Annotated in this window: 14 protein-coding genes; 9 read left to right on the forward strand and 5 right to left on the reverse strand. The window is 43.5% G+C overall.

The features are described 5' to 3' along the window. Positions 1-3 precede the first annotated feature (3 nt). From HQM11_04640 to fbp, 3 genes are all read left to right on the forward strand, one after another. Positions 4-756: a hypothetical protein gene (locus HQM11_04640; GenBank protein MBF0350292.1), complete on the forward strand. Its 753-nt coding sequence runs from the start codon at positions 4-6 to the stop codon at positions 754-756. Positions 757-774: 18 nt separating this feature from the next. Beyond that, entirely contained in the window at positions 775-2,073 is a 1,299-nt protein-coding gene (locus HQM11_04645) for a hypothetical protein (GenBank protein ID MBF0350293.1), read from the forward strand. Between the two features lie 205 nt (positions 2,074-2,278). Further along, entirely contained in the window at positions 2,279-3,280 is a 1,002-nt protein-coding gene (gene fbp / locus HQM11_04650) for a class 1 fructose-bisphosphatase (GenBank protein ID MBF0350294.1), read from the forward strand. Positions 3,281-3,340: 60 nt separating this feature from the next. On the opposite strand, the gene HQM11_04655 is transcribed toward fbp, so the two are convergent. From HQM11_04655 to queC, 4 genes are read right to left on the reverse strand one after another with little or no spacing between them, the layout of a single operon-like run. Further along, positions 3,341-4,852, reverse strand: coding sequence for a sigma-54-dependent Fis family transcriptional regulator (locus tag HQM11_04655; protein MBF0350295.1), 1,512 nt, complete (start codon positions 4,850-4,852; stop codon positions 3,341-3,343). Continuing rightward, positions 4,852-5,862 (reverse strand): 6-carboxytetrahydropterin synthase, encoded by a 1,011-nt coding sequence (locus HQM11_04660; protein ID MBF0350296.1) that lies wholly within the window; start codon positions 5,860-5,862, stop codon positions 4,852-4,854. Before HQM11_04660 ends, HQM11_04655 begins: the two co-directional genes overlap by 1 nt. Then, positions 5,859-6,101, reverse strand: coding sequence for a hypothetical protein (locus HQM11_04665; GenBank protein ID MBF0350297.1), 243 nt, complete (start codon positions 6,099-6,101; stop codon positions 5,859-5,861). Before HQM11_04665 ends, HQM11_04660 begins: the two co-directional genes overlap by 4 nt. Continuing rightward, a complete protein-coding gene (gene queC / locus HQM11_04670) occupies positions 6,102-6,785 on the reverse strand; it encodes a 7-cyano-7-deazaguanine synthase QueC (GenBank protein MBF0350298.1) in 684 nt (227 codons plus the stop codon). 207 nt (positions 6,786-6,992) lie between these two features. Between queC and HQM11_04675 the strand changes: the two genes are divergently transcribed. Continuing rightward, on the forward strand, positions 6,993-7,343 hold the full coding sequence (locus HQM11_04675; GenBank protein MBF0350299.1) for a hypothetical protein: 351 nt from the start codon (positions 6,993-6,995) through the stop codon (positions 7,341-7,343). A gap of 55 nt (positions 7,344-7,398) precedes the next feature. On the opposite strand, the gene HQM11_04680 is transcribed toward HQM11_04675, so the two are convergent. Beyond that, positions 7,399-8,934 (reverse strand): hypothetical protein, encoded by a 1,536-nt coding sequence (locus HQM11_04680; protein MBF0350300.1) that lies wholly within the window; start codon positions 8,932-8,934, stop codon positions 7,399-7,401. Between the two features lie 338 nt (positions 8,935-9,272). On the opposite strand from HQM11_04680, the gene HQM11_04685 reads away from it, so the two are divergent. The 5 genes from HQM11_04685 (at position 9,273) to HQM11_04705 (ending at position 17,869) form a co-directional block, all read left to right on the forward strand. Next, a complete protein-coding gene (locus HQM11_04685; GenBank protein MBF0350301.1) occupies positions 9,273-12,152 on the forward strand; it encodes an Hpt domain-containing protein in 2,880 nt (959 codons plus the stop codon). Then, positions 12,149-13,465: a HAMP domain-containing histidine kinase gene (locus tag HQM11_04690; GenBank protein ID MBF0350302.1), complete on the forward strand. Its 1,317-nt coding sequence runs from the start codon at positions 12,149-12,151 to the stop codon at positions 13,463-13,465. The genes HQM11_04685 and HQM11_04690 overlap by 4 nt, the downstream gene beginning before the upstream one ends. A gap of 190 nt (positions 13,466-13,655) precedes the next feature. After that, entirely contained in the window at positions 13,656-14,807 is a 1,152-nt protein-coding gene (locus HQM11_04695; protein MBF0350303.1) for a PAS domain S-box protein, read from the forward strand. A 169-nt stretch (positions 14,808-14,976) separates the two neighbouring features. Beyond that, positions 14,977-16,083 carry a hypothetical protein gene (locus HQM11_04700; GenBank protein MBF0350304.1) on the forward strand — a complete coding sequence of 369 codons (1,107 nt, stop codon included), beginning with the start codon at positions 14,977-14,979 and terminating at the stop codon, positions 16,081-16,083. A gap of 22 nt (positions 16,084-16,105) precedes the next feature. Then, positions 16,106-17,869, forward strand: a complete 1,764-nt coding sequence (locus HQM11_04705; GenBank protein ID MBF0350305.1) for a hypothetical protein — start codon at positions 16,106-16,108, stop codon at positions 17,867-17,869. The last annotated feature ends 12 nt before the right edge of the window (positions 17,870-17,881 follow it).

Genomic DNA, 17,881 nt, shown 5'->3' on the forward strand with positions numbered 1-17,881 from the left:
TTCATGAAAAAATGTGTTTCACTGGTGTTTTTCGTGTTGCTTTCTGTTCAATCAGCAACAGCGCAGGACTCCTTGTATGACTTTCTGAAAAATATGGATTCATTTCTGGAAGATGTTCATTCAAATAGTTCAGGTTCTTCTTCGAGTGATTTTCAAACAAATGAGATGGATCAGTTTGAGAATGATTCCTCTGCTCCTGACAGCGTGTATGATTCTTATGCGCCAGCGACTCAACATAATCATGGGCAGTTCAAATTCATTAGCAATGTGAGTGGCCCCTTGACATTATCACAGGGACGGACTGAGCTGGAATTAACGCCCCAAATTATTGGGATTGGCGGCAATTATGTGTTTCCATCCAATCTGGGACTTGGGTTAACGTTACAAAATCTTAAAGCAAAAGAATCAGAGCTTGAAATGGAAACCAATACCCTGTCAATGGATCTTGGTTATTCCTGGTATTCACGGTCCATTCCCCTCACTGTTTTTGGAGGAGCAGGCCTGCTTTTGATGAACACGCTGGAGGTCACGTTGTCTGGTGCCAACAGTGAGACGGTCAGTAACGAATCCTCTGGTGAACTGGATGACATGCTGTTTTTTATCGGGGTGGGCTATGTTTTACAGAAATGGGAATTTCTACTGGAATATCGCCAGACATCTTTTAATTATGCCTATGACATCTCATTTATCGGAAATGATGTGGATTTTGGCGCGGAACTCACCAGTTTTGTTTTTGGTGCAGGAACTAAATATTAATATTTTGAGAGGAGGACTATGAGCAGGCAAACAGCAATGAAGACCAAAGACTGGATTAGCCAATTTCCATTATGGATGGTTTCGATCATTTTAATTACCGGATCCGTTGGGTGTACGACAGTTTTTCCGACTTTTGAAAACAGCAATCAGTTTTTTATGGAACGAACTGTTGACCAGATTGAGGTTGGCAACAAACTCAAACAAAAATTACCCGCAGGGAGCACTGTCGCGGTTCGATCCATTGAAAAAGACTTTACTTCAGACCGTCCCATTGTCGCGTTGATTGAAGACCAGATGATCAAATCCTTGTCTGAAAATGGTTACAAGGTGATGGAACGTGATGAGAACTCTGTGTTTCATCTGAGTCGGGAACGTATGACCAATGGCAATTTTTCAGTCATTTTACGCAAGGAGGATAAACTCCCTGTTCCTGCGGAAACCAGGGTGGGCGTGTTGAGTATCGGCGTTGTGAATGAGAAAGACGATAAAAAAGACAAATCAGAGGATGAATATTTCAAGGTCATTCCCACCAAATTAAAACCCGCTGATTATCTGCTGAGCTATCGGATTCAGGAACTGGGAATTGTGTATCAGCGAATTCCCAATAATGATGAAGAAAAGAAACGGCTTGGAATGATTCGTGTTCATATCAGGGTGCAGGATACCAACACCGGCGCGATTGTTTATGCGGATAACCTGCAGGGAGAATTGCAGGATATCATTCCGTCCGCGCTGGTTCGTCAGTTGAGAAATTTTCGCTACAGTCCATTTCCTCATACCTATCCTGAACAACCGGGAGGGCAGGACCGTGATATCAGGGAATACTCAGGTGAAGAAGACCGCGGATATTTTGTGGCAGTGGGATTTCCACAATTGGGCGGCGGTGCAACCATGCCACCGGCAATGCTTGAATTCGGTTATGATTTCCGTGGAAATGGACGGGTTGGCATCGAAATGTTCAACGGTTCAGAAAAATCAACCGACGCACGAATCGGCAAACCTGATTTGAACCGCAGCACCACCTTGATCACTTATGCCTATCCCATGATGAATCTGGGGTACAATTTTGTTAAATTTGTACCCTCCTTCGGACTGGGAAATATGACAGTGGATGTGGTGGAACACAAAAAAGTGGGTGGTGTCAGCACCATTGAAGTGAAGGAAAAAACAGGTATTGGCTTTAAAGGCTCAGCCGGCGTGGAAGGGTATCTCTTCTGGAATTTGGCTATTCGTGGTTTCTGGGATCTGAATATTGGTCCCGGGGCACTCGATGGCATGTTCCAGCAATTGGGTGTGAAAGTTATTTACCGCTGGTAACCATTTGATCGGGTACTTATTGATCCTTGGGGGGATAATGCTTGACTATCCATGCGGTATTCCCTAGATTTTTTCGAGTTTATTAACGATCTTGCCCTGTAAGTCAAATGATTGCAATGCTATCTTTGCCTGCTTTATCCTCACCCTGCGGCCACAAAATTTTGTGTGAGCTGTCATCCTCTAATCTCCTAATCACGAGGCCTTTATGAAACCATCAGGTGTAATGACCATTGAGCGCTACATTCTGGAAGCGGAACATAAATTTCCAGGTGCCACCGGTAAACTTTCAGCCGTGTTGCAAGACCTGACTCTTGCATTCAAGATTATTCACAGAGAAGTCAGCAAGGCTGGTCTGGTGAATATCCTTGGCGTGGCAGGTAAAGAAAATGTGCATGGAGAGGAGGTCAAAAAACTGGATGTGTTTGCTGATGAAGTCATTGCGATCACCATGGAAAACACAGGTCATTTGTGTGTGATGGCGTCTGAGGAAAACGAGGATGTAATCCACATTTCAGAAAAGTATCCCAAAGGTAAATATGTGCTGCTGTATGATCCACTGGATGGGTCGTCCAACATTGATGCCAACGCCAGTATCGGTACGATTTTTTCAATCTATAAACGTGTGACCCAGACAGAGGGCAAAGGCACTCTGGAAGACTGCCTGCAACCGGGATTTCAGCAGGTTGGCGCAGGATATTGTGTCTATGGTTCAAGCACGATGCTGGTTTATACGGCTGGCGATGGCGTGCATGGATTCACTTTGGATCCAAGCATTGGTGAGTTTCTCCTGTCTCACGAAAACATTCGAATCCCACAACGAGGAACCTATTACAGTGTGAATGAAGGGAACCGCCGCTATTGGGATGATTCCATCAAAAATTATGTGGATTTTCTCCAGGAAGAAGACAAGGCGTCCAAACGGCCCTACAAAAGCCGGTATATCGGCTCACTGGTTGCCGACTTTCACCGAACCCTGCTGTATGGTGGAATTTTCATGTATCCTGCGGACAGCCGTGCGCCTCATGGAAAACTTCGTCTGCTGTATGAAGCCAATCCGATGGCCATGCTGGTGGAACAAGCAGGTGGCGTTGCGACAGATGGTCAAAAAAGGATCCTCGATATTCAGCCAACAACACTGCATCAGCGCATCCCGTTGTATATCGGAAGCTATGATGATGTGCAACAATGCATGAGTTTCAAGTCCTGACCAACCTTCAGAGGGGAGCTGGTTTCTCCCCTTTTTCCAGCGGTCGCAAGGCCAAGCGCATCAATTTTCCTCTTCAAAGTCTGTTTCATCCTGATTCTCCAGCCAGCGAAGCACATATTTTTTGGCAGTCCGCCGGTCCAGTTGGGTTTTGCGGGCGACTTCCTCATAATTATTGAATTTTGTATACAACAAGGCGCAATACGCACTCAACACATCCCGTGCGGGTAAATCACCCGACTCAAACTCAAACAATAATCGCTGTCTCAAATCGCTGGCAACTCGCCGGGTATCCCCACGGTAAGTTTGAGTCATCAAAATCCTGCGAATCGCCTGTTCCACTTCACGGACATTGCCCGGCCAGTTGTAATCGGGGGGGAGTTGTTTTTTCAGAGTTCCCTTGACAAGATCAAACAGTTCCGGACTTTCCTCATGGGTCAGTTCCATCAGAAAATGCTGAATCAGGCTGTCCAGTTCATCAGGATGCTCTTTAATCCTGTCATACAGCGATGGCACAATGATCACATCCGAACTGAGCCGATAATAAAAATCATCGCGGAACAAGCCTTTTTCACGCAACTGATCCAGCGATTTGTTGGTTGCCACAATCACCCGGCCTGAGAAACGCTGTTTTTCGTGACTGCCCACTGGATAAAAAAACCGATCTTGCAACACATGCAACAATTTGATCTGGATCGGAATGCTCACCTCACCGATTTCATCCAGAAAAATAGCCCCAAACCGGTTGCAACGCTTGAACACGCCTTCGTGGGCTTCGATCGCACCAGTGAATGCGCCTTTTTTGTGACCGAACAATTCTGATTCAATCAACTGCTCATGAAACTGCGACAGATTGATGGCGGTGAAGACCTTGGAGAAACTTTCGACAAACGCGTTTTTTTTATCATCAAAGGGTATGAATCCCGAACGCCCGATCGCTACAGCCGCTGTTCCTTTACCGGTTCCGGTATCTCCAAGAATAATGGTCGAAAAATCTTCCATGCGATGATAGAGGTATTTTTCATACAAATGAATATCGTAGGTGAAGACGTTATTCCACAACTGGCGCCGTAATTGTTTCATCGAAGAACTTTTTCCCAGCAACGCACGATCAATGAAATAATACGCGCGCCGGATCTGGTAAAACAGTCCAAACAGACGTACTGCGCGTTCATGATCAATCCCGCGTCGTTCCAGTAACGTAAGGATATCCTCACCAAAATTAACCCGGCATGAGACATCACCCGCATGGATCTGTTCCTGAATCAAATGGTCAAATTTTTCAATGTTCCGGTAGTACGCTTCAAACAGATACACGCCTTCCATGACATCACGATCTTCTCCGGAAAAGGACTCCAATGTTCTGAATTGAGGTTGATCCATGACATACAGTCGATGCGTAACGGCATCATTCAGACCTTTGCGAACTTCCGGAGGTGGCGCACCACGGGAACAGCCTGAAATTTCAAGCACCAAAGCCCCCCACTCCTCGCTGAATGGGTTTCCGAAGGCGGCTGAGGACACCAGTCTGTAAAATCTGATCTCTTCTTCACTCAATTTATATTTTCTGATCATCACGCACCTTTCTGTTTGTTCATCACTCGCAATGACATTCCGGTGGATTCCGTATTCCAGAGATCCACGCCACTGATTTCCGGTAAATCATGTCTCAGTTTTTCAACCAGCCAGGTCCCGATATCCGCAAGATCTGACGACACCAGTCCATCAACACCATCAAGGGCACGATGGTCCAACAGAAAAAACACAGGGGCGAACACATCCTTGATTTCACCAAAGTCGCGAATCCACCCCAAGGCAGGGTTCAGTGTGCCACTAACCCTCAGTGTGATTTCATAGGTAAATCCCTGATAACTACTATTCCAGGGAACCGCACTGTCCATGCTGAAGGACTTGAAACATTCCCAGACACCATTCCCTGAATAAGTACTGCCGGCAGTCTGTGTCTCAAACACTGTCACTTCTTCCAGACACGGGATAAGCGGATGCAAGGTGTTCCAAAGCCAGAAGGACAGATTTTCGGAGGTTGGATTTTCCAGCCCGGGAATCTGATTCAGCAGGGTTTGATTCAATTTTTCCAAGACGGGTTCTGACACGATCTGGATTTCAGCCACGGAAGTGTTTCCATGCCATTGAAGTTTCACACCAAAATTATGTCCATGCAGTCTTCCGCATTTATGTCCCGGCGGTACATTCGGTAAAAAATGGGATGAATGCAGGATGGTTTCAACACATCCATGCATGCCCTGCGCATCCAGAATATATTCAGTTTTGGGAGTGCCAATCAACCTGACCTGGGTGCAGGGAGTCGCCAGATTGTCACGGATCCAGTGGACCAACGATGAATCGGTGGGATTGTCCAATCCGGTGGATTCATTCAGCAGAGAGTAGTCCAGAATCGATTGCAACGGATGTAATGTTTCACCGAGTGCTTTCCAGTGTAACGTTTCAGAGGCTTCTGTTTTCTGTTGAGCCAGTGTCATCCGGAACGAATGACCATGGGTGTGTGAAAACTGTTTCAACTTACGAGCCGCTTCAAATCCCAGACGGTAATAATACTGAATCATACAGACCTTTTGTTTCGAAAATATCCCCAAATGCTGGCAAGCATCCACAACAATTCCATAGGCACCAGAGCCCATTCCTCTTTAATAATCACATACAACAGTAAACAACCGGCTCCAAACGCATTGAACACACAATACATCAGACTGGCTGTACTCCAACGATTGAGCTGATTCATCACAAACGCGAGCACCAGCACCACCATTCCACCATAAGATAGCAGATTGAGCGTCCAGTTCATTCAGGTTCTCGACAATAACGGATCCGGTATTCCGGCAGTCTCAAAGCCTTTTGCCCGGAGTTGACAGGCAGGACACTCGCCGCATGGGGGAAACTGTCCGTTATAACAGGTATGACTCCATGCCAGTGCGGGTAACGCGCCCAGATCACGCGCCAGATAGACCGTTTCAGCCTTGGTGAGCCACATCAGGGGAGTATGGATCGTCATTTGGGTGTCCATGCCCAGATTGATTGCCAGTTGCATCGCGGTGATAGTGTTTTGTCGACAATCCGGATAACCGCTGTAATCCGTCTGACAGACACCTGTCACCAGATCCGCAATGCCATTCTGCCAGGCATAGGCGGCGGCGAAGGTGAGGAAAATCAGATTTCTGCCTGGAACAAAGGTATTGGGAAGGCTATTGGCCGGCACATTTTTTTCTACAGGTTCAGCCGATGTCAGAGCGTTACCGCCAAGACGCTGAAACGTATTGATTGGTAAAACCTCATTGGGTACATCCGCGAGTTTTGCTATCTTGCGTGCGCAATCAATTTCAATTCGATGCCGCTGACCATAATCGAAGGTAACCGTTTTTATGGAATCAAACCTGGATTTTGCCCAATACAAACAAACGGTTGAATCCTGACCACCTGACAGCACTACCAAAGCTTCACGCATAAGTATTCCTGATTTTTTGTTCCTCATGAATCCATTATTCCACCACAAATTTAACAGACCTAATATAGAACTGATTCGTGAAAGGCAAGGGTTATTGATGACTGAATTTTATCAGGAAAGGACTTCCTTGTCCTGGAATTCCGTGGTATTAGCACTAAGAAATAGTGAACCCATTTAATGGAAATGAGTTCTGTGAAACTGGAGCATAATTTAAACAATTAACAGGAGAGCACTATGATGAAACAGGTTGCACTGATCATTGCCATCGGTTTCTTATTAAATGGCTGTGCGGTAGAAAGCGATGCCAAAGCCATTATTGATGTTTCACCAGGAACAGTTGTTGTTGTTGGAACAATAGTGACGTTTGATGCGGAACAATCAGATTATGAAAAAATAGAATGGTTCAGGGATGGTGTGACTTTGGGCGAATGCAAAAACAAAAGCAAATGCCCTGTTCTGGCAAGAGAAGTTGGGCAATTTATTATCAAGGCTTCCGTTAAGGTTGAAGCTCATCAGATGATGGGGACGAGTGTGGAAAAATCTGAAGATGAAGCGGAAATCACCATCACCGTGCTCAGTGAATAAGGAATGTTAAAAAACAAGAGGCCTCTCACATTTGCCCGCAAAAAATGAAAGGGGCCTAAAAAACATCTTCAAATCCTGAATTCATATCGTCGGTCTGTTGCGATTGTGAACGGGCCGTTTTCTTTTTTTCAACCTTGATCCATCCCTTTTCCTGCCGAAGCCAATCTTCCTGCTTTTCCAGAGTTGTTTGTTCGAGTTCGCGCAGATGATCCTGCGCTTCCCTGATTTTGTCCTGTTGGCTCAATAAATTATTCAACAGGCTTTTTGTCCATTCTTTTTCCTGAAGCAGTTGAGTCCGTTCTTTTTCAAGAGAATCCAGAATTGATTTCTGGGATGCGATCAATTCTTTCTGCTCGGCCATCCACTCATTGGTTGAGGTTTGCTGTTCCTGCAACCGGGTTTGCCGGGAAACGTCATTACAGACATTGAGCTGATTCAGCGTGCTGTCCACAAAATGCTGGAGCGTTGTTTCCAGTTTCATGCATTGCTGAACCTTGTCCTCCAGTTCCTGCTGAATCCGGGATATCTGATGGAAATGTTGTTCTTTTTGATCCAGTTGTTCCTCCTTGAGTTTCAGGAGAGAGGCCGTTTCTTCCAGATGAAGTTTTTCCAAATCCAGGGAGTTCTTCAACAGAGTCAATTCTTGTTCCTGATGTTTAAGCTCAGATTCACGGCGTTCAATCAAAGATCCCCTGGACTCGAGTTCCTGCTGGCGTGTGTTCAGTGTTTGAGTCTGTAAATCCTGTGCTGATTGCAGGGCCTTCAGTTCCTGTTCACGGAGGTGCAGTCGTTGCTCGTTGTTTTGGAGTGACGTTTCCTGTTCAAGAATTGCCTGACTTCTGAATTCAAGTTCGAGTTGTCGGCGAACCATGATTTTCTGATCCCTGTAGGCTTCCTGAAATTGTCGCTCCAATTCTGTTTCACGATGGTTCTGATGCCGTTGCTGTTCCTGCAACCGAGCTTCCAGAGCTGTCAATTCCAACAATTTGCGTGACCATTGCTCTTGCTGAGGCATTGGTTCCAGTCGATTATTCTGTTCTTGAATTTGCCTTGGAATTTCAGCCTCAGTCATAAATTGAGGAAGCGTCGACCTATTTGAGGGCTTCAAATTTTCAGAGGCTGGATGTTCCTCAGCACTATACGGAGTGGGGCCTGATGAATCGAAACCTGGCGGAGATCCAATTCCTTGAACATAGCTTTGAAGTTCATACAATCTGGAGCATATCTGTGTCAGTCCTTCATACTCATCTTCATCCAGACTTCCCAAAACATATTCTCCTTCCCGGATGGGGCGAATCCATTTTTGGTCCAGGGCTTCAAAAACCGAATTGTAATACAGAACCGGGGGTGATTCATAATCTGAATAATCTCTCAAAAATTTAGGAATGTTCCGTTTGATGTTTTCCAGCGTTTTTTCATGTTTTTCAACGGTTTCAAGCCATGACGTTGAATCGTCTCGCAGTTGAACCGATGAATAAAATCGTTCTCTAACTCTGGCAAACTGAATTTCCATTTCCCGAAGTCTGTTTTCCAGAAATGATTTTGCCCGAACAGCATCCACCACCAAGTCATTTTGCACACTGAATTCCATGAAACCCCTCTTGTTTTGTAAGCGTTCAGCTTTCAGTATTCAGCTTTCAGTGTTTATGCGCCTCAGAAGCCTTATGACTCAATAGCAGAAAATATCGTTTGGCTTCCAGGCCTTGAAAATTCCTGAAAACTGATAGCTGACGGCTGAACGCTTACCTTGTTTTTTAGTTATCGGTCAATCTGACACCGTTTTACCTGATACTGGTTATTCATGGCTTATACCAATCAGGTTGCATTGAGCTATTTTTAGAAAATTGCGGGGGATAAATATGACTATTGTTAAAAGCCTCCGTATGTTTTAAGAATGTTTAAACAGATACCTTATCCAGGGGAGGGGAAATGAAATATTTTTATGGCATAGTGTTGGTTGGTTGTCTCCTGTTCTCAGAAATTGTCTGGGGACATTCGACTGAACCGATGCAACCATTCGCTCAAAAAGGCATCCTTGATTTAACCGGGATCGACCTTGAAACGCATGAGGTGCTTCACCTGGGTGGAGAGTGGGGATTTTATTGGAACCAACTGTGGTCTCCTGAAGATTTCAAGCAGGGACTTGTTTCGTCAGCCCCGGATTTTTTTGTAATGCATGATGTCTGGAATCATTACGCCATCCATCAACAAACTTTGGGTGCTGAAGGTTATGCGACCTTTCGACTCAAAGTAAAACTCCGAAAAGGCGGACAGATGCTGGGTTTCAAGTTTTTGTCCATGGGTACCGCTTACCGTTTCTGGATCAATGGCCAAATGGTTTCCAGCATGGGACAAGTGGGAACTTCCGCTGAAATGTCTATCCCTGAATATACACCCCAGGTTCGCTTCATCCAGGTGAACGATCCCGTGTTTGATATTACCCTTCAGGTTTCCAACTTTCATCATCGTCTGGGTGGCCCCTGGTATCCTGTGGAAATGGGCTTGGCGTCTACAATCCATGCTCATCAGGCAAGGCATCAGACCCATGAAATGATGCTTTTTGGTAGCATCATGATCATGGCACTGTATCATTTTGGTCTATTTTATTTACGGCGTAATGATAAATCACCGCTATTTTTCGGGTTGTTGGCGCTTACAATCTCGATAAGAATCATGGTTTCAGGCGAACGATATCTTCATTCCATGTTTTCATTCCCGTGGGAAGTATTCATGAGAATTGAGTATATCGCTTTTTTCTGGATTGCGCCCATATCGATGTTGTTTATCCACACGCTGTTTCCTGAGGAAATGTCACTTAAAATCACAAAAAGTGTGGTTGGAATTTCTGTGCTGTCAACGATGTGTCTGGTTTTACCACCGAGATGGTTCAGTCATATAACGCCCATCTATCAGTATTACCTGATGTTCATCATCGTCTATGTAATATATATCCTTGTTCAAACCGTAAGGCATCACAGAGAATCATCACGATGGATGCTTGGCGGCTTCTCTGTTCTTTGCCTGGCTTCCTTAAATGATATTTTGTATCAGGGGATGATCCTTCAGACAGGAAATTGGCTTCCTGCCGGGTTGCTGGTGTTCATTTTTATTCAGTCTTTTATTCTTTCTATCCGTTTTTCCAGAGCCTTTTTTACTTCTGAAACCTTGCTGGTAGAAAATCGTAGACTTGTGTCAGACCTGAAAAAAATCAATGAAAACCTTGAAACAATTGTTTCAAGCCGAACAGAGCAACTACGGCAAAAAAACAGCGACATGCAAAGTATGCTTCAAAATCTGCCTGAAGGCATTCTGATGATCACCAACAACAATCGGATTCATCATGAATATTCAGCCTGGCTTGAAACAATTCTGGAAACAGCGGATCTGGCTGACAGACACTGGATTCCCCTTATTTTCGAAGACAGCAATCTCACACCAGATGTGGTTTACAGCATTGAAACCGCAGTCATTGCCTGTCTTGAAGAAGATGCCAGTAACTTCATGCTCAATCATCATATTCTGGTCAATGAACTTGAAAAGAATTTCCCCGGCAACAGGAAGAAAAATCTGGAACTCACCTGGGCTCCGATTTGTAATGAAAATGAAGAAATCGAAAAAATCATGCTGAGCATTCGAGATGTCACCAAACTCAAACTGTTGCAGAAAGAAGCCTCTGAACGTAAACGGGATTTGATCATTATCGGGGAAATTCTATCGGTCGTGCCTCATGAGTTTCAAATATTTATGAAGAATAGTCTGAAAACACTGACTAATCTTGAGAAAATTCTGACTCAGAAAACACAGATGGACAAGGAACTGTTGGAATCCCTGTTTCGTGAAATGCATACCCTTAAGGGCAATGCCAGAACGATGGGCTTTTTGTATATCACACAAATGGCTCACGAAGCTGAACAGCACTATGATGAAATTCGGAAGTCCAACAGCTATTCCACTTCTACGTTGGAAACAGTCCTCCCCCAATTGAAGCGACTTCAAGCGCTGCTTCAGGAATACCAAACAATTCATGATGAAAAACTATCCCGTCCATCTGGAATGAACATTGATCCTGAACAGTATTTTCTCATTCAACGGGACCAGATTGAGCTGATGAAATCACGGATTGAACACACTGATTTGCGCCAATTCAATGAGTTGGAATCAGTTCTTGCTGAAATCAGAGATTTTTTTGACCGTCTTGGCACAATCAGCATTCAAGAAATGCTTGCTGGCCAGATTCAGGGACTTGAGGCCATTGCCAGAGATCTGAAGAAAGGCGTGCCGCAAGTAAAGATCCATCCCGCGGATTTGCGTGTTGATCAGAATTTCAGTCATGTTCTGCAAAATGTATTTGTTCATCTTTTTCGAAATTCAATGGACCATGGCCTGGAAACAGAAAACGAAAGAATCCAACATGCCAAATCCGCTATCGGCTTGATTCAGATTGAGTTTGAATGGCTGGAGTCCCTCGTCAGAATACATTATCAGGACGATGGCAGAGGACTGGATCTTGAAAAAATTATGGATAAAGCCCGTGGATCTGGACTGATTGTTCAGGAAAAGGCACCTGTTCCTGAGAAAATTGCGGAGTTGATTTTTGAGTCTGGTCTGTCCACTGCCATGGAAGTTACTGATATTTCAGGCCGAGGCGTCGGTATGGATGCGGTGAAAAAATTCATTGAACAGCAGGGAGGAACAGTTCATATTGAATTTATCCACCCAATCCAGCAAAATCCCAGACCGTTTAAGATTCTGATCACCTTGCCCTCTGTGCATTTCAAAAAATCAAAAAACAAAAACAGGAAGCCATGACCACTCAGCAGGCGGAAGAATTATTATTAAAAGTCAGAGGCATAGTCCGGGAATGGCTGTTTAATGATGGTACCTTCAATGAGCCGCAAATCGAAAAACGTCTCCTTAGTGTGATTATAGGTTTGTTTATTATTTTAACAGGCTGGAATGCTGTTGTTTCGCATATACCCGCCAATGAACGTATGATACTTGGCGGATTTCATCTCACACTCTATGGCCTGCTGGCATTGAGTTTCAGCCGTTTTCAACTGTTTGCCGGACTTTCTACAGTTGCCATTGTTGTCGTGTTACCTATGGCCCAGATCCTTGCGGGATTTCCGGTCAGTACCTTCAAATGGTTGAGTGTTTCAATTCTGGTAGCTGGTCTTTGTTTACCTATAAAGGTTTTGCTCATCACTTATGCGATGAATGTGGTCTTTATTCTTGGTTGTCAGTTCATTTCCACGATTTCCCCCCGGGATGGTGTGGACCAAATTATCTTCTTATCCATGATTTTCAGCGTAACCTTAGCGTCCAGAGTGCTAAGGACACTGGCCTATAACAAGGTACAAAAACAGAAGGAACACCTGGCTCAAACCAATGAAAATTTAAAAAGCAAACAGGCACAATTGGTTCACTCAGCCAAACTCGCGTCGTTGGGTGAAGTGATGTCAGGTATCGCTCATGAACTCAACAATCCTCTGGCAATCATCAATATGAGTGCTGAGTTGGCACTGGACGAAGCACTCAAGGATGAACATGGTCTCTATATCAAATATAACCAACAGATCATGAATCAGGTTGACAGGATGATCAAAATCATCAATCACATGAGAGATGTCAGTCATACGGATTCAACCAGAAAAAGAATTGAGAATGTGGCTCATCTCATTGAGCGATCGTTTATTCTGCTGACTGAACAGTTCAGATTGCATGGAATTGAGGTCATCAGGCAGATTGATCCAGACGTCTCCATCTATTGTAATGCGGGTCAACTGGAACAGGTTTTTGTCAATCTTTTGCTGAATGCCAGAGATGCCCTGGATGACTGGAAGGGTGAGAAAAAATTAACGATCGATGTTTATCAGAAAAACGAGGAAATTTTCGTTAATTTTACAGACACTGGCATGGGGATCCCCCAGGAAATTCAATCAAAAATATTTGATCCATTTTTTTCCACAAAAGATGTTGGCAAGGGTACCGGACTTGGCCTTTCAATTGTGCATTACTTAATTCAGGAAAATGAGGGAACTCTCCTGTTTAGCAGTTCCACAGGACAAGGCACTACGTTCTCCATAAAATTTCATGTAACCGACTCCCAAAAAATATCTTAAAACATGAGATCCGAAGAATTTTAAAAGAGTTACTTGCTATTTGAAATCAAAAATGAAACGAACTTAAAAACCTGTTAAAAAATCCTCATCTTTATTCCATAATTGGTTTATGAAAACATCAGCGCCTTCCGCCACAACAGATAAGACTAAGAGTTCCTTGAAGGCTCAGTGGGATGCATTGGTCAGAAATATGGCCGAACCAGTCATTATTATTGATCCCGAAGGGTTGATTGAATATATGCATGTCCCACAGGGCGCGAATTTTAACCCTGTCAATGCCATTGGTCGGAATATCTATGATTTTATTTTTAAAAAATATCGGGAAACATTCCAACGTTGTGTGCAGTCCGTACTGGATCATCGGGAACTGGAATATTTTGAGACTCAGGTCGCAGGAAGTCAGGGCGAGACACTCTATTATAAATGTTGCCTTGGACCTGTCATTGATCAAGAAAATATCACAGGTCTGATTCTACTCATCAAGGATATTACTGACTACAAACAGGCTGAACAGGAAATCGCACAATACCGAACATCTCTGGAAACCATGATTCATGACAGAACTGTGGAGTTGAGAATTTCCAATAAAGAATTAAAAAACGCTCAAATGCAACTCATTCAGTCAGCAAAACTCTCCTCTCTTGGTGAAATGGCAAACGGAGTAGCCCATGAACTGAACAATCCCTTGGGAATCATCAGCCTTGCCACAGAAGTTTGCCTGGAAATGCTGGAAGAAGGTGATTATCAGGCTGTGAAAATTCAATTGAACAATATTTTGAAACAGGTTCAGCGTGGTGCGCAAATCATCACGCACCTCAGACGGTTCAGTAAAGATTCGATGAAAGTCAACTGGGAGTACATCGATTTGAACAGTATCATTGAAAATTCCTTCACCCTGATCAGTGAACAATTCAAGTTACGCGGGATTAAAGTGGTTAAAGACTTTGCCGAAAATCTGCCAAAGTGTTACTGTAATCCATTGAAACTTGAACAGGTTTTTGTAAACCTCCTTTCAAATGCCAGAGATGCCCTGGAAATGACAGACGCACCGAAAATAGTTGTTAAATCAGGCCTTGAAGAACAATGGCTCGTTATTGAAGTCGCAGACAATGGCTTCGGGATTGGGAAAAAAAATATCGACAAAATCTTTGATCCTTTTTACACGACCAAGGAAGTTGGGAAAGGCACAGGATTGGGTTTGTCCATCAGTTACGGTATTGTGCAGGAACATAAGGGGAAACTTGAGGTTCAAAGTGAAATTGGAACAGGTTCTGTCTTCAAGGTATTTGTGCCTGTGGTAAAACCCTATGTAGGAATATCACAAATGCCCTTGACCAGTTGATGAGGTGTAACACACTATTCCTTCAAATTCCGGGTTATCAACTACGTTGTATGATAATCAGGTGAAGTTTGAAACAGGATTCATTAAGTTGACATTTGGAATAAATCTTCTTAAGTTTTTATTAAACTGAATAATTGATAACATTTGATCGTGAAATAAGATGAGGACAGTGACAAACTCTTTTAATGTATCTGTACTAATCAGTATTTTTCTCTGGTCAGCCATAAGTGCTGTAGCCGGTGAGCCTGAATTCCTTCGGCAGAGTATTCGGGCTAGAGGAATGGGAAACGCCTTCACGGCGGTCGCCAATGACGAAATGCTGTTGTATTATAACCCTGCCGGACTGAGAAGTCTGACGCACAATCTGTATGAGTTATATTCAGCCAATGGGACTTCGAATGAAGACACCATAAACCTTGCGACTGAAGACGACCAGGTTGCAGGTTTGGCGGATATTGCTGGAAGAAAAATTTTTCTTGAGACGACCTTGCTTTCAATGAGCCATCACAATACACGCTGGGGTGTGGCTTTGTTCAGTAATGCCATTATTGATTTATCAATCCATAATCCAATTGTCCCATATCTCTCTGTTCGTGCCTTTGGCCAGGCTGGTGTATTGGGTGGAATGGCATTCAGTTTTATGGATCAACGGTTGGATATTGGCGTGGGATTGAAAGCTGTCAACCGTACCGGAATTATTGACACGCTCCATATTACGGATGAAGCGATTATAGCTTTTGTGGATCGTGATGAAACAGATCTCCTTGAAGACAAATACGCGTCAACAACTCAGGTTGGAACAGATGTGGGAATGATTTATCATGTTGAAGATATGTATAATCTGTTCCCTAAACTCGCTGTTGTGATCAGGAATATTGGCGATATGGATTTTGACCAGGCTGGTCTTGTCCCAATGACAGTTGATCTCGGGCTGGCCACTGAATCAGAAGTGCAGGGCGTTGACATTACTTTTGCCATGGATTATCAGGATTTGCTAAACGCCAACGATCTCGCATCGGGTATTTTTACGATTCAAAATCTGAAAATCGGAGTAGAAGTTGGCTTGGAGAAAATGTATAATGGCCATCACTTCTTTTCATTCAGAGCCGGAAGGAATGGCCCCTATAATACTTTTGGTGCCACGCTTAATCCCGCATGGACACTTTTGTATATTGTTCCTAAAATTGATTTTGCGTTGTGGTCTCAGGAAATTGGTCAATTTGGTGGTGACGTTGAAGATCAACGAACAAGCCTTCAAATATCCTGGATGTTCTAACTTGTTCTCATAAATGTATGACATGAAAAAAATATTGACGCTTTTAATCAGTCTATCTTTGATTTGGATCAGTGGTTGTGCAACGCAGGGATTGGTGACTTATCGTACCTTTGAACAGAGTGACGATTATGAATCCCTTAATAAATCAATGGATGCTCTGAAAACAACGGGGCGAGATGGATCTGGACAGCAGCAGTTCAGTGCATTGAAAAATCTGCGCTATATTTCTAAATATATGCCAGACACAGGCAAACGAGAAATGGCAATACAGGCATTGGCCTTTCTTGCATGGGAAAGTAAGGATGGTGATGTCAGAGCTTCCAGTCGGGATCGAATTGAGAACATTTTGGAAGATGATAGCTGGGAAATAACTTATAAAGTTGCCACCGTTGACGCTCTGGGTAAGCTATTAGCCGGAAAAACCGGATATGTTCTGGAACTGAATGGAACTCCGATGATGATTCCAATGGAAGTTGGCGAACGAGAAGATATCCTGGATTTTCTGCTGGATGAATTTTCTTATCTGCCATTGTACTCGCAATATTTTGCCATTGATACATTCCGCAATATTTTATTGACGCCTGCAACGCTGGATAATTGTCCTTTATCCATTTGTGAGAAAGATGACCGCCAAAATGTTGAGCTATGGGAAACGTCCATGCAATCCAAATGGAGCGAAGAATTACAGGATTTAAAATTCCGTATTTGGGAGAAATTGCCAGATCTCTTTGAAAAAGATTATGAATTCATTATCAAAGCCAAAATAGCTTTGCTGGTCGCTGAAATTGAAAATTATTATCTCTATCCTGAGATGGAAGAAAAATTTGTGACATTGGCTCGAGAATGGAACGAAAACCAGGATATTCCTGAATCTGTTCGGTCGTTAATCATTGCGACCCGTGAACGAAAACAGAATTATGGCGTTCCTGCATCTAAAGAACCAGTGATTGAGCCATCGGCTTATAAGGATCTGCTTACCAATACTTCAGAATTTCTTGAAACGCATCTGGATTCAATTTTGTTCCAACAGATTCTTGTGCAGGAACGTAAAATGGCAGAAAGTAGTTTAGAAACACCTGAATCTGATATCCCTTATACAAAAATTGAAGATGGATCTGTGAGTGGTGGTTCTGACACATCATCCGAAAATAAAACACAAAACAGACGTATTCCAGCATTGGATGTTTCCGCATTATTGTTCAATCCCTTGTTATCAGAAGATCTTCTCAAAAGAGAAATTGTACTGTTAACTATCGCAGGTGCGTTGAGACAGGGATTGATCCTGGAAAACCAGGATCTGGAAGTTATGGCACAACAAAAACTGGAAGAAGATGGAAGTCTTATTTCTATTTATCACACAACAGAGTTTGCTAAAGAATTATTTCCTTCATTGAAGCATAATGAACTGGACCCTATTCCATTGATAGATACCCTCATAGGAAAGTCACAACAGACAGATTCTGTTCTGATCAGGAGAATGTATCTGAATGCTGTGGCAAATGGAGTTTCAGTGTATCCTACTCTGGTACGAGGGAAGATTGATGCATTGCCAATGGAACTCGACGTTGGAACACGATATCAGATCAATGAGATCTTGGCTCGCTTTGACAAAACTCAGTCCGTAGAGATCAATCCAGAGGACTTGATAGATAAACCTGAAAAGATACAGGAAGAAGCACCTGCTGAGGTAATTGAAGTGGTTATCCCAGATGCAAATGAAGAAATTATTCCAGATGAAGGCTCTGTTCCAGTGGAACAAACCTTGCCTGAGACAAACCAGAATTAGAAAATATCCCAT

The organism is SAR324 cluster bacterium (assembly GCA_015232315.1).
Taxonomy (GTDB): Bacteria; SAR324; SAR324; order SAR324; family NAC60-12; genus JADFZZ01.

Bases quoted from the DNA above. Each gene is read 5' to 3' on its own strand.
- fbp (MBF0350294.1), top strand. From the start codon at position 2,279: ATGAAACCATCAGGTGTAATGACCATTGAGCGCTACATTCTGGAAGCG.
- HQM11_04640 (MBF0350292.1), top strand. From the start codon at position 4: ATGAAAAAATGTGTTTCACTGGTGTTTTTCGTGTTGCTTTCTGTTCAA.
- HQM11_04680 (MBF0350300.1), bottom strand. From the start codon at position 8,934: ATGGAATTCAGTGTGCAAAATGACTTGGTGGTGGATGCTGTTCGGGCA.
- HQM11_04675 (MBF0350299.1), top strand. From the start codon at position 6,993: ATGATGAAACAGGTTGCACTGATCATTGCCATCGGTTTCTTATTAAAT.
- HQM11_04695 (MBF0350303.1), top strand. From the start codon at position 13,656: ATGGCCGAACCAGTCATTATTATTGATCCCGAAGGGTTGATTGAATAT.
- queC (MBF0350298.1), bottom strand. From the start codon at position 6,785: ATGAGGAACAAAAAATCAGGAATACTTATGCGTGAAGCTTTGGTAGTG.
- HQM11_04690 (MBF0350302.1), top strand. From the start codon at position 12,149: ATGACCACTCAGCAGGCGGAAGAATTATTATTAAAAGTCAGAGGCATA.
- HQM11_04645 (MBF0350293.1), top strand. From the start codon at position 775: ATGAGCAGGCAAACAGCAATGAAGACCAAAGACTGGATTAGCCAATTT.
- HQM11_04655 (MBF0350295.1), bottom strand. From the start codon at position 4,852: ATGATCAGAAAATATAAATTGAGTGAAGAAGAGATCAGATTTTACAGA.
- HQM11_04685 (MBF0350301.1), top strand. From the start codon at position 9,273: ATGAAATATTTTTATGGCATAGTGTTGGTTGGTTGTCTCCTGTTCTCA.
- HQM11_04705 (MBF0350305.1), top strand. From the start codon at position 16,106: ATGAAAAAAATATTGACGCTTTTAATCAGTCTATCTTTGATTTGGATC.
- HQM11_04665 (MBF0350297.1), bottom strand. From the start codon at position 6,101: ATGAACTGGACGCTCAATCTGCTATCTTATGGTGGAATGGTGGTGCTG.
- HQM11_04660 (MBF0350296.1), bottom strand. From the start codon at position 5,862: ATGATTCAGTATTATTACCGTCTGGGATTTGAAGCGGCTCGTAAGTTG.